Here is a 12331-nt window from a genome sequence, read left to right as displayed (position 1 = left end):
GAGGGGCATGTGCCTTTCGGTGAGCAGCCCGCGTACCTCCGCGTCGCCGGCGACCTGCGCCAGAAGATCGTCGAAGGTGTGCTGCCCCCGCACACCCGCCTCCCCTCCCAGGCCCGCATCCGCGAGGAGTACGGCGTCTCCGACACGGTCGCCCTGGAGGCGCGCAAGGTCCTGATGGCCGAGGGCCTGGTCGAGGGCCGCTCCGGCTCCGGGACGTACGTGCGCGAGCAGCCCGTCCCGCGCCGGATCGCCCGTGCCGGCTACCGCACCGGCATCGGCGCCACGCCCTTCCGGCAGGAGCAGGCCGACGAGCGGGTCAAGGGCACCTGGGAGTCCAGCAGTGAGCGGGAGGAGGCCGCCGCCTCCGTCGCGTCCCGGCTGCGCATCCAGGTGGGTGACCGGGTGATGCGTACGCGCTATCTCTTCCGGGCCGAGGGCGAGCCGGCGATGCTCTCGACCTCCTGGGAGCCGCTCGACATCACGGGTCGTACGCCGGTGATGCTGCCCGAGGAGGGCCCGCTGGCCGGGCGCGGGGTGGTCGAGCGGATGGCGGCCATCGACGTGATCGTGGACAACGTGGTCGAGGAGGTCGGCGCGCGCCCCGGGCTGGCGGAGGAGGTGATGGCGCTGGGTGGGGTGCCCGGCCATGCGGTGCTGGTCATCTCCCGTACGTACTTCGCGGGGGGGCGCCCCGTGGAGACGGCCGACGTCGTCACGCTCGCCGACCGCCACCGGGTGGCGTATCACCTGCCGGTGCATTAGGCGGCGGGGCGGTGACGGCCGGTGGGCCAGGTGTCCGCACCGAGGCGAAGAGACGCACACATCGGGGCGCCACGTCGAGGCGACAGGTCGGACCAGGATGCCGAGTCATCTCTCCGGCCGACTCGCCCCCTTTCCCCTCTCTCTTCTGTCCGAAACCCGTTCCCACCTAGCAATTTCAGCGCCTCCAGAGCCAAGATCACACGTTGTGTACTGACGCGTAACCCGCCAGTAGCCACCCCCTAAGTCCCTGTATGTCGGGATTTGGGAGGCCAATTGGTGTGTTGGAAACCTCACACACCTTCAGCCAGACCCGAGTTTTGACCCTGCTTGGGAATCCGATCTTCCAATTCGCTCTTACGATGGCGAAGTTTGTGCACGGCACGGGGGAAGATCAGGAGACCAAGCACGTTGAGCACGACGCAGACCCAGAGCGCGGAGCAGGGCTCCCACTCGAATTACCGACGGTCCCTCGGGACCATTGCCCTGACCGCCACGGGTCTTGGGTCGATCATCGGTTCCGGCTGGCTCTTCGGGGCCGAGCGGGCCGCCGCCATCGCCGGTCCCGCCGCCATCCTCGCCTGGGTCATCGGCGCGGTCGTCGCGCTCACGATCGCCCTCACCTACACCGAGCTGGGCTCGATGTTCCCCAAGGCGGGCGGCATGGTCCGCTACGGCCAGTACTCGCACGGCTCGCTCGCCGGCTACCTCGCCGCCTGGGCGAACTGGATCGCGATCGTCTCCGTCATACCCGGGGAGGCCACGGCCTCCGTCCAGTACATGAGCTCCTGGGACTTCGGGTGGGCGCAGGCCCTCTACGACGGCAAGGAGCTGACCGGCAGCGGTGTCGCGGTCGCCAGCGTCCTGCTGATCTTCTACTTCTTCCTGAACTGGTTCGCGATATCCCTCTTCGCGAAGACCAACACCGCGATCACGATCTTCAAGGTCGTCGTCCCGATCCTGACCGCGAGCGCCCTGATGCTGGCGCACTTCGACACCAGCAACATCAAGGACCACGGCGGCTTCACGCCCAACGGCTGGAGCGCGGTCTTCTCCGCCGTCGCCCTCTCCGGCATCGTCTGGGCCTACAACGGCTTCCAGTCGCCGCTGAACATGGCCGGCGAGGCCCGTAACCCGGGCAAGTCGCTGCCCAAGGCCGTCGTCTACTCGATCGTGATCGCGCTGGTCATCTACGTCGCGCTCCAGGTCGCCTTCCTGATGGCCGTACCCGGCGGCAAGCTGGAGTCCGCCGGCGGCTGGGCCCACCTCGGCTACAACTCGCCGCTGGCCGACCTCGCCGTCGCCTGGGGCCTGAACTGGCTGGCGCTGCTGCTGTACGCGGACGCCTTCGTCTCCCCGTCCGGCACCGGCATGATCTACGCCGCGACCACCTCGCGCATGATCCACGGTGTGCAGGAGAACGGCCACCTGCCGAAGATCTTCGGCAAGGTCGACAAGAAGACCGGTGTGCCGCGCCCGGCGCTGGTCCTCAACCTCTTCATCGCCTTCCTCTTCCTCGCGGTCTTCCGCGGCTGGGGCTCGCTGGCCGAGATCGTCTCGGTGGCCACCGTGATCTCGTACATCACCGGCCCGGTCGCGGTGATGTCGCTGCGCCGCCTCGCGCCCGACCTGAAGCGGCCGGTGAAGCTGCGCGTGATGCCGTACATCGCGCCCGTCGCGATGGTCTTCGGCTCGCTCGTCCTGTACTGGGGCCGCTGGCCGCTCACCGGCAAGGTCATCCTGATCATGGCCGTCGGGCTGCCGGTGTGGGCCTGGTACGAGCTGCGCAAGCCGTGGGCCGAGCTGAAGCCGCACCTGAAGGCGGGCGCCTGGATGGTGGCGTACCTGCTGGTCATGGCGTGCGTGTCGTACATGGGCGGCACGGAGTTCGGCGGCAAGGGCTACCTGGCGCCGGGCTGGGACATCGTCGTGGTCGCGGTGATCGCCCTGGTCTTCTACTGGTGGGGTGTTCGCAGCTCCTGGCGCAACCCGACGCTGGTGGCGGCCGAGGCGGAGTCGCTGGCCGAGGCCGAGGCCGAGGCGGCCGAGGAGGCCGCGGCCGGCGGGAAGTCCGGTGCCGCGTCCGATGCCAAGTGCGAGGCGGGCAAGGCGTAACGCCTTCACGCGAAAAGATCCGGCGGGCGTCGTCGGCGGCAGGAGCCGCCGGCGGCGCCCGTTCGCGTCCGCTCCCGGGGCGCCCGCAGGGGTGCCCGCACGCCGTTCGCGCGCGGTTCGATGGCCGGTTCGGTACCTCTTTGTGCAAAGCCGTATCCGGTGCGTAAAGGTCGGGCGTAGGCTCGGGCATATGCGGAATGCGGTTTCGGCACCAGTACAGGAGGGGCGCGCGACGGCGCGCCGGTCGGCGGACGGAGGGGCGCGATGACCGACAGTGGCGCGGTGCTGCCCTGGCTCGTCATTCGCCAGGACGAGGGCGGCAACCGCTATCGCGTCGGCCGCTACGCCACCCGCGCGGAAGCGGAGCAGGTGGCCGACCGGCTCGACACCCGCAGGAACGGGCGGCTCTACGTCGTGGAGCGGGTGGGGCACGCCGCCACGTGAGGCGAAGAGGTCGGCAGCACCTGAGGTGAAGGGGGCGGCACCTGAGGTGAAGGGGCGGCGGTACCTGGGGCACGAGGGGTGGCGGCGGGGGGCGTAGGCTGCCGCGCATGACGGACGTGCGTGTGGTGGTGGGCGGAGCGGTGCTCGACGGGGGAAGACTGCTGGCCGCGCGGCGCAGTGCGCCCGCCGCGCTGGCCGGCCGCTGGGAGCTGCCCGGTGGCAAGGTCGAGCCCGGTGAGACGCCCGAGGAGGCGCTGACGCGCGAACTGCGCGAGGAGCTGGGGATCGAGGCCGAGCCGCTGGAGCGGATCCCGGGGGAGTGGGCGCCGCGTCCCGGTCTCGTCCTCCAGGTGTGGACGGCCCGGCTGGTGTCCGGCGAGCCCCGGCCCCTCCAGGAGCATGACGCGCTGCGCTGGCTGGCGCCGGGCCAGGAGGACGAGGTCGACTGGCTGGACCTGGACCGCCCGGCGGTCGCCGAGGCGATGCGCCGCCTCGGGCCCACGTACGTGTCCGGGGTCTGAGGGCGCCTGTGTACGGGGCCGCTGCCCGAGCCGTGCCGCCCGGGCGGCAGGAATGGGCGGGCGCCCCGTACGGGCACTCCTCCCGCCCGGTCATCTCGTCACCTCACCATTCCCCCGTACGGGCCGATCATCGGATCGGGCGGGTCCCTCGTACGGGGCTGCCGCGGTGGTGCCGGCGCACCGGGGTCCGCCGTCGCGTACGCGGCGTACGCGTCCGGGCCCCGTCCGCCTCAGTACGCCGTTTGTGCCACAGTGCGCCATTGAGGGCGATATTGATGCGCTGATACCGGGTATGTGCTGTTTACCCCCTCAACACGGACAATCCGGAGGGTGTTCGCATCGGGCTGGGAAGTGATCGGCGTGAGCGACAGCGCAGCGGCAGGTGCCCCCGAATCCGCGCCCTACGCGCCCCGACGCGGCATGATCTCCGGTTCCCCGCTCGCCGAATGGAGCCTTCCGGCCGAGCCCGGGTCCGCCCGCACCGCCCGCGCCGCGGTCCGCGAGACACTTCAGGACTGGGGCCTGGACACCGTCGCCGACCTGGCCGTCCTGCTCGTCAGCGAGCTGGTGACCAACTCCCTGCGCTACGCCAGCGGCCCCATCGGTGTGCGTATCGTCCTCAAGAGCGGGGGTGGCCTGCTCGTCGAGGTGTCCGACCCGCTGCCCGACCCGCCCCGGGAGCGCGCCGCGACCCCCGAGGACGAGGGCGGCCGGGGACTGCAACTGGTGGCGTGCACGTCGCGGAGTTGGGGCACCCGACATGGCAGGACGGGGAAAACAGTGTGGTTCGAGCTGTCTGTGGCGGGTTAGGAGTCTGGTGGCGGCCTGATCGTTGCCGTTTCATTGACATTCTGTGGGCGGCCTGCGATCGAGACTGTGCTGTGATCGTGAAGACCGTGTTCCGGACAGCCGCGGTGCTGGATACTCGGCTCGTCCGGTCCGGGCACGATGAGCTGGAGGGGACGGGGCTCGTGAGCGAGAAGTCATCTGGCGGGGCAGGACCCGCGCAGCCGGCCGGGCCGGGCGGTACGGACGGCCCGGCGCGGCCGTCGGGCCGGCCGGGTCCGGACGGCCCGGAAGGCCCGCCGATATGGCAGAGCAGCCCGCCCGGCTCCATCTACGACTACATCCGCGTCGCGTCCTTCTCCCTCGGCCCCGACGGACGTATCGACCGGTGGAGCGAGCGCGCCGCCGAGATGCTCGGCATCCCCGCGGCGGACGCCGTCGGCAAGGACCCCGTGGCCGCCTTCGTCCCGCACGAGCTGCAGGAACAGGCCCGCCGCACGGTCGCGCAGATCCTGGACGGCCGGGAGTGGACCGGCCTGGTCCCGTACCGCCCGCGCGGCGCCGGCCGGGACGGCACGCCGGACACCGGGGACGGCAGACTCGCGGAGATCTACGTGATGCCGTCCGAGACGGCGGACGGCGAGCGGGCCGCGGTCTGTCTCGTCGTCGACGTCCGCGCGCTGCGCGGCATCGAGACCGACCTCGCCGCCTCCCAAGCCGTTTTCGGCCAATCTCCGATGGGCTTCCTGCTCTTCGACACGGACCTGCGGATCCGCCGCGTCAACGAGCGCTTCGCGACCGTCTTCGGCGGCCCGCCGGCCAAGTACCGCGGCGGCGGGCCGCACGACTTCCTGCCCCGCTCCGAGGCCGAGCGGCTGCAGGCGGCGCTGCGGCGGGTGCTGGAGACGGGCGAGCCGGTCGGTGAGATGCAGCTCGTCGGTACGGTCCCGGTGCCGGCCGCCGCGCCGGAGCCCGCAACCGGCGCCACGCGGCCCGCCCCCACCATCCCCGCCCCCACCGCACCCGAGTCCTCCGCCCCCCGCGGTGCGGCGTCCCCCACCGCGCCGTCCGGAGAGGCCGACCGCCGCCGCTGGTCCGTCTCCCTGTACCGCCTGCACGGTGCCAGCGGCCGCCCCATCGGCGTCGCCGCGCTCGCCGCCGACGTCACCGGCCGCCGCCGGGCCGAACGCGAAGCCGCCAGCGCCCGCCGCAACCTGGCGCTGCTCAACGAAGCCGGTGCCCGCATCGGCAACTCCCTCGACCTGGAGACCACCGCCCGCACCCTGCTCGACGTGGCCGTGCCGCAGTTCTGCGACCTGGCCTCCGTCGACCTCTACCAGGGCCTGCTGACGGGCGACGAGGCCCCGCCGGGGATGGCCGACGGCAGCGCCGAGCTGCGCCGGGTTGCCTTCTCCAGCGCCGTCTCGGACGCGCCGCTGGCCACCACGACCTGCGGCGTGCCCGAGGGCGACACCGGGCCGGTCGCGGTCGGCGCCGTCCACCGCTACCCGTTCAACTCCCCGTGCGCGGGCGCGCTGCGTACGGCGCAGGCGCAGATCATCCCGGGCCGCGAGTGCGAGGAGCGGGCCGAGCTGGGCGCTGTGGTCCACTCGACGCTCGCCGTGCCGATGGTCGCCCGGGACACGGTGGTCGGGCTGGTGCAGTTCTCCCGTACGAAGGGCAGCGAGCCGTTCGGTGAACGGGACACCGCCCTCGCCGTCGACCTGGCCGCGCGCGCCGCGGTCTGCATCGACAACGCCCGGCTCTACCGCCGGGAGCACGAACGCGCCCTGATCCTGCAACGCAGCCTGCTGCCGCCGGGCGACCCCGAGGCGGCCGGCCTGGACATCGCCTGCCGCTATCTGCCGGGTACCACCGCCACCGAGGTCGGCGGCGACTGGTTCGACGTCATCGAGCTGCCCGGCCACCGCACCGCGCTCGTCGTCGGCGACGTGATGGGGCGCGGGCTGCGCGCCGCCGTCGCGATGGGCGAACTGCGTACGGCCGTACGCACGCTGGCCCTGCTCGACATGGAACCGGCCGAGGTGCTCTCCGCGCTCGACGAGATCGCGCGCGGGCTCGGCGCGGCCGGCGGCGGCGCCCGTACGACAGCGCGCGCCCCGCGCAGCCGGTCCGCCGGCCCCGCCGGCGCGCGTCCTGCGGCGGAAGCGTCGCGCGGCGGCTCCGGTGCCGCGGACTTGTCCGAGGTCTACCTCGCCACCTGCGTCTACGCCGTGTACGACCCGGTCACCCGGCGCTGCACCTTCGCCAACGCCGGGCACCTGCCGCCCGTCATGGTCGAGGAGGGCGAGGACGCCCTGCTGCTGGACGTGCCGCCCGGCATGCCGCTGGGGGTCGGCGGCGAGCCGTTCGAGGAGACCGAGGTCGAGCTGCCCGACGGCGCGCTGCTCGCCCTCTACACCGACGGTCTGGTCGAATCCCGCGACCACCCGCTGGACGAGGGCCTGCGCGCCTTCCAGACGGCCCTGTCGGAGGCCGGGCGCCCGCTGGAGGACGTCTGCGACCACGTACTGAACGCGCTGGACACCCGGCACGGCGAGGACGACATCGCCCTGCTGATGGCCCGCGTGCACGGCCTGCCCAAGGACTCCGTCGGTGACTGGAACCTGGCCCCCGAGGCCCGCTCGGTCTCCCGCGCCCGTGAGCTGGCGCGCGACCAGCTCACGGACTGGGGCCTGGAGGCTCTCGTCGACACCACGGAACTGCTCGTCAGTGAACTGGTCACCAACGCGCTGCGGCACGGCCACGGCGAGATCCGGCTGCGCCTGCTGCTGGACCGGACCCTGGTGTGCGAGGTGTGGGACGCGGATCTGGCGCAGCCCCGCCGCCGGCGGGCCCGCGACACCGACGAGGGCGGCCGCGGCCTCCAGCTCGTCGGCCTCCTCAGCGCCGGCTGGGGCAGCCGCCGGACCCCTCGCGGCAAGACCGTCTGGTTCGAACTGCCGCTGCCGGACGGCGACACCACCCTGCCCGATCCGGCGGACGCCCTGCTGAGCCTGTTCTGACCGGTACGGCCCAGGTGCGGTCCCGGCGCACCGGCCGTCCTCGGTCCGGTGGCATGGCGGATCTCGACGAGCCCATCCACGTCGTGGCCCACGATCCGGCCTGGGCGCAGCGGGTCCGGGCGCTCGTCCGTGACCTTTCGCGCCGACTGGCGTGGGCCGCCGCCGTCGAGGCCGTCCAGAACATGGGATTCGAGCATCTCGGTACTGCCGGTGTCCCCGGTCGCGAGTACCTCAGCACGGTCGCCCGGATCATGGCGGCGGCCCGTGCCCGTCCCGATGGGTGGTCAGCCGGCGGCGGCCACGGTCCCGCCGCCTTCCCCTCGTACCCGCTCGTACCCCCTCGTACCGCCCCTCAGTTCACTCCTTCCGCCGCCTGATCTTGCTCCCCAGCCACACCAGCGGGTCGTATTTGCGGTCGGCCGAGCGTTCCTTCAGGGGGATCAGGGCGTTGTCCGTGATGCGGATGTGCTCGGGGCAGACTTCGGTGCAGCACTTGGTGATGTTGCAGTGGCCGAGGCCGTGGCTCTCCTGGGCGGTGCGTCTGCGGTCGAGGCCGGACTCCGGCGCGGCGTCCAGGGGGTGCATGTCGAGTTCGGCGATGCGCATGAGGAAGCGGGGGCCGGCGAAGGCGGTCTTGTTCTCCTCGTGGTCGCGGACGACGTGGCAGGTGTCCTGGCACAGGAAGCACTCGATGCACTTGCGGAACTCCTGGGAGCGGCCGACGTCCTCCTGCCCCATGCGGTACTCGCCCGGCCCGAGGTCCGGCGGTGGTACGAAGCTGGGGATCTCGCGGGCCTTGGTGTAGTTGAAGGAGACGTCCGTGACCAGGTCGCGGACGACCGGGAAGGCCCGCATCGGGGTGACGGTGACCGTTTCGTCGGGTGCGAAGACCGACATGCGGGTCATGCACATCAGGCGGGGCCGGCCGTTGATCTCCGCGCTGCACGAGCCGCACTTGCCCGCTTTGCAGTTCCAGCGGACGGCGAGGTCGGGGGCCTGGGTGGCCTGGAGGCGGTGGATGATGTCGAGGACCACCTCGCCGTCGTTGACCTCGACGCGGAAGTCCGCCAGGCCGCCGCCGTCCGCGTCGCCCCGCCAGATCCTGAAGTGCGCCTTGTAGGCGTCGGACTGCGCGCTCACCGGTTCGTCTCCTCGTCGTCCGCCGGTCCGGCGGCCGGTGCCGCCGTTCCGTTCGCACCCGCCGCGCCCGGCGCCGCGGCCGTGCTCGCCGTCAGTTCCCCGTCCGTCAGGTACTTCGCCAGTTCGTCCCGTTCGAAGAGGTCCAGGAGGTCGGGCCGGATCGGCGGGTTCTCCCGGCGGGACAGGCGGATCTGGCCGGCCTCCGGGTCGCGCGGTGGGAGGTCGGCGCCGTCCTCGGCCAGTTCGCAGACCAGGTTGACCCGGCGCCAGCGCCGGTCCATCTCCGGGTAGTCGTCGCGGGTGTGCCCGCCGCGGGACTCCGTGCGTTCCAGCGCGGCACGGGCCACGCACTCGCTGACCAGCAGCATGTTGCGCAGGTCGATGGCCAGGTGCCAGCCGGGGTTGTACTGCCGGTGGCCCTCGACCCCGGCCCGGCGGGCCCGTATGCGCAGGTCGGCGAGGCGTTCCAGGGCCTCTTCCATCTCACCCTGCCGGCGGATGATGCCGACCAGGTCGTTCATCGCCTGCTGGAGCTCCTGGTGGAGGGTGTACGGATTCTCTGCGGGGCGCCCCGCGTGGTGCGTGTCGGGCCCCTCGGCGCTGAACGGGCGCAGCGCCTCCGCCTCCGCGGCGTCGAGCTGGAGCGGGTCGGCGGCGGGCCGTACGGAGCGGGCCCGCGCGTACTCGGCCGCGTACAGGCCCGCGCGGCGGCCGAAGACCAGCAGGTCGGACAGTGAGTTGCCGCCGAGCCGGTTGGAGCCGTGCATACCGCCCGCGACCTCGCCGGCGGCGAACAGGCCGGGGACGCCGACGGCGGCCGCGGTGTCCGGGTCGACGTCCACGCCGCCCATCACGTAGTGGCAGGTCGGCCCGACCTCCATCGCCTCGGCGGTGATGTCGACGTCCGCCAGCTCCTTGAACTGGTGGTGCATGGAGGGCAGCCGCCGCCGGATCACCTCGGCGGGCATCCGGGTGGAGACGTCGAGGAAGACGCCGCCGTGCGGGGAGCCGCGTCCCGCCTTGACCTCGGCGTTGATGGCGCGGGCGACCTCGTCGCGGGGCAGCAGTTCGGGCGGGCGGCGGTTGTGGTCGGGGTCCTCGTACCAGCGGTCGGCCTCGGTCTCGGACTGGGCGTACTTCTCCTTGAAGACGTCCGGGACGTAGCCGAACATGAAGCGCTCGCCCTCGCTGTTGCGCAGCACACCGCCGTCGCCGCGGACGGATTCGGTGACGAGGATGCCTTTGACGGAGGGTGGCCAGACCATGCCGGTCGGGTGGAACTGGACGAACTCCATGTTGATCAGGGGGGCCCCGGCGAGCAGCGCGAGCGCGTGCCCGTCGCCGGTGTACTCCCAGGAGTTGGACGTCACCTTGAAGGACTTGCCGATGCCGCCGGTCGCGAGGACCACGGACGGCGCCTGGAGGACGAAGAAGCGGCCGGATTCGCGTTCGTAGCAGAAGGCGCCGGCCACCCGGTCCTCGTCCTTGAGGATGCGGGTGACGGTGCACTCCTGGAAGACCTTCAAGCGCGCGTCGTACGAGCCGAGTTGCCGCTCGTCCTCCTGCTGGAGCGAGACGATCTTCTGCTGGAGGGTGCGGATCAGCTCCAGGCCCGTACGGTCGCCGACGTGCGCCAGGCGCGGGTACTCGTGGCCGCCGAAGTTGCGCTGGGAAATCCGGCCGTCCGGGGTGCGGTCGAAGAGCGCGCCCCAGGTCTCCAGCTCCCAGACCCGCTGCGGCGCCTCGCGGGCGTGCAGTTCGGCCATCCGCCAGTGGTTGAGGAACTTGCCGCCGCGCATCGTGTCGCGGAAGTGCACCTGCCAGCTGTCGCCCTCGTTGACGTTGCCCATGCTGGCCGCGATGCCTCCCTCGGCCATGACCGTGTGGGCCTTGCCGAACAGCGACTTGCAGATCACGGCCGTACGCATGCCCTGCTCGCGGGCTTCGATGGCGGCGCGCAGTCCGGCGCCGCCCGCGCCCACCACGACGACGTCCCACTCCTGCCGGTCCAGCTGCGTCATCACAAGGCACCCTTCCTAGAAGAAGCGCGGGTCGTCGAAGGCCCCGGTGGCGAGGAGGAAGACGTAGAAGTCGGCGGCGGCCACGCTGATCAGCGAGGCCCAGGCGAGGGCCGCGTGCCGGGCGTTGAGCTTGCTCACCCACCCCCACATCCGGTAGCGCACCGGGTGCTTGGAGAAGTGCCGCAGCCGGCCGCCGACGATGTGCCGGCAGGAGTGGCAGGAGAGGGTGTACGCCCAGATCAGGACGATGTTGACGAGGAAGACGAGGGTGCCGAGGCCCATGTGGCCCCACGCGTAGTGCGCGTCGCGGAAGGTGAGAACGGTGTCGTAGGTGAGGATGCCCGCGACGACGACCGCGAAGTAGAAGAAGTAGCGGTGGATGTTCTGGAGGATCAGCGGGAAGCGGGTCTCGCCGGTGTACTTCTTGTGCGGCTCGGCGACGGCGCAGGCCGGGGGCGAGGCCCAGAAACCGCGGTAGTACGCCTTGCGGTAGTAGTAGCAGGTCAGCCGGAAGCCCAGCGGGAAGATCAGGATCAGCAGGGCGGGGGACAGGCCCCACCAACTGCCGAAGACGTCCCAGTTGGGGCCGCCGCGCATCGGGTGGCAGTTCTCCGCCAGGCACGGCGAGTAGAACGGCGAGACGTACGGCGCGGCGTAGTAGTCCGCGTTCGCGAACGCCCGCCACGTCGAGTACACGACGAAGGCGAGCAGGCCCGCCGCGGTCGTGGCCGGGTACAGCCACCAGCGGTCGGTGCGCAGGTGGCGAGCGGGTATCGCGGCGCGCGAAGGGGCGTGGACGCCGGTGCCGGGCGGTCCGGCCGCGCCCTTCGCGCCGCTTGCCTCGGTATGCGGTTGGGGTTCGGTGCCAGTGGCCAACGTCGGTCTCCGTAGACGGCTGTCCGGTGGTGGGACGGGTGGCGCTCAGCGGCGGTACGGGGGTGGCCTACGGCGCCCGGCGGTCTCGTGCGCCGAGGCCCTCGTCCTCCGCGTCGGTCCACAGGGCGCTGTCGTACGGCGCGTCCGGGATGGTCACCATCTCGGGTGCGGGCACCGGCGGGCGGCCGGAGCGCGCGCCCGTGCCGTACGCGGGCCGCCCGCCGGGCGCGTCCGCGGCGCCGTCCCGCAGCAGTTGCAGGCTCTCGCGCAGGCGGTCCGTGTCGCTGCGTACGCGCCGGATGTCCAGGCCGCCGCCGACCTGTGCCTCCAGTCGCCCGACCGACCGTTCCAGGTCGTCCAGGCTGCGCTGAGCTGCCGTCAGATCGTCCAGCAAGGACATGACTTGCCTCACCTCCGCGGGTGTGGTCGGCGCGCCCTGGCCGCCCGCCCGGACCCGTCCGGGCACAGCGGCGTGCGCCTGCGAGTGTCGCGCGTCACAGTCGCGATTGGGAAGGGATCTGCCGCGATTGCGGAACCGGACCGGCGTGTTTCGGCGGGTGTGCGCCGTCGGGCCGTGCCGGCGGACGTGCTTTTGTACGGCGGCGCGTACGCCCGCGGGCGCGGGATCCGTACGCCCTCCCGC

At 72.1% G+C, this 12331-nt stretch carries 11 protein-coding genes; 7 read left to right on the top strand and 4 right to left on the bottom strand.

The features are described 5' to 3' along the window. Positions 1-9: 9 nt before the first annotated feature. The 7 genes from ACZ4Z1_RS30075 (at position 10) to ACZ4Z1_RS30045 (ending at position 8028) form a co-directional block, all read left to right on the top strand. Positions 10-762, top strand: a complete 753-nt coding sequence (locus tag ACZ4Z1_RS30075; RefSeq protein ID WP_468489783.1) for a GntR family transcriptional regulator — start codon at positions 10-12, stop codon at positions 760-762. A 408-nt stretch (positions 763-1170) separates the two neighbouring features. Continuing rightward, a complete protein-coding gene (locus ACZ4Z1_RS30070) occupies positions 1171-2874 on the top strand; it encodes an APC family permease (RefSeq protein ID WP_468489782.1) in 1704 nt (567 codons plus the stop codon). A gap of 264 nt (positions 2875-3138) precedes the next feature. After that, positions 3139-3318, top strand: a complete 180-nt coding sequence (locus ACZ4Z1_RS30065; protein WP_030020236.1) for an SPOR domain-containing protein — start codon at positions 3139-3141, stop codon at positions 3316-3318. Positions 3319-3425: 107 nt separating this feature from the next. Then, positions 3426-3839 (top strand): (deoxy)nucleoside triphosphate pyrophosphohydrolase, encoded by a 414-nt coding sequence (locus ACZ4Z1_RS30060; RefSeq protein WP_468489781.1) that lies wholly within the window; start codon positions 3426-3428, stop codon positions 3837-3839. 420 nt (positions 3840-4259) lie between these two features. Next, positions 4260-4649, top strand: coding sequence for an ATP-binding protein (locus tag ACZ4Z1_RS30055; RefSeq protein ID WP_468489805.1), 390 nt, complete (start codon positions 4260-4262; stop codon positions 4647-4649). Between the two features lie 278 nt (positions 4650-4927). Further along, positions 4928-7651 carry a SpoIIE family protein phosphatase gene (locus ACZ4Z1_RS30050; RefSeq protein ID WP_468489804.1) on the top strand — a complete coding sequence of 908 codons (2724 nt, stop codon included), beginning with the start codon at positions 4928-4930 and terminating at the stop codon, positions 7649-7651. 53 nt (positions 7652-7704) lie between these two features. Then, complete coding sequence (locus tag ACZ4Z1_RS30045) at positions 7705-8028, top strand: hypothetical protein (RefSeq protein WP_468489780.1); 324 nt, start codon at positions 7705-7707, stop codon at positions 8026-8028. Here ACZ4Z1_RS30045 and ACZ4Z1_RS30040 read toward each other — a convergent pair. The 4 genes from ACZ4Z1_RS30040 to ACZ4Z1_RS30025 all read right to left on the bottom strand — a co-directional run bounded on the left by ACZ4Z1_RS30040 (position 8009) and on the right by ACZ4Z1_RS30025 (position 12088). Then, positions 8009-8791 (bottom strand): succinate dehydrogenase/fumarate reductase iron-sulfur subunit, encoded by a 783-nt coding sequence (locus ACZ4Z1_RS30040; RefSeq protein ID WP_468489779.1) that lies wholly within the window; start codon positions 8789-8791, stop codon positions 8009-8011. The two genes, ACZ4Z1_RS30045 and ACZ4Z1_RS30040, sit on opposite strands and share 20 nt — an antisense overlap. After that, positions 8788-10812, bottom strand: a complete 2025-nt coding sequence (locus ACZ4Z1_RS30035) for a fumarate reductase/succinate dehydrogenase flavoprotein subunit (protein WP_468489778.1) — start codon at positions 10810-10812, stop codon at positions 8788-8790. The genes ACZ4Z1_RS30040 and ACZ4Z1_RS30035 overlap by 4 nt, the downstream gene beginning before the upstream one ends. 15 nt (positions 10813-10827) lie before the next feature. Further along, complete coding sequence (locus ACZ4Z1_RS30030) at positions 10828-11688, bottom strand: hypothetical protein (protein WP_468489777.1); 861 nt, start codon at positions 11686-11688, stop codon at positions 10828-10830. A 67-nt stretch (positions 11689-11755) separates the two neighbouring features. Next, positions 11756-12088: a hypothetical protein gene (locus tag ACZ4Z1_RS30025; RefSeq protein ID WP_468489776.1), complete on the bottom strand. Its 333-nt coding sequence runs from the start codon at positions 12086-12088 to the stop codon at positions 11756-11758. Positions 12089-12331: the final 243 nt, after the last annotated feature.

It is taken from the genome of Streptomyces sp. NPDC030165 (assembly GCF_055573595.1).
This window is presented reverse-complemented; position numbering and strand designations above follow the sequence as displayed.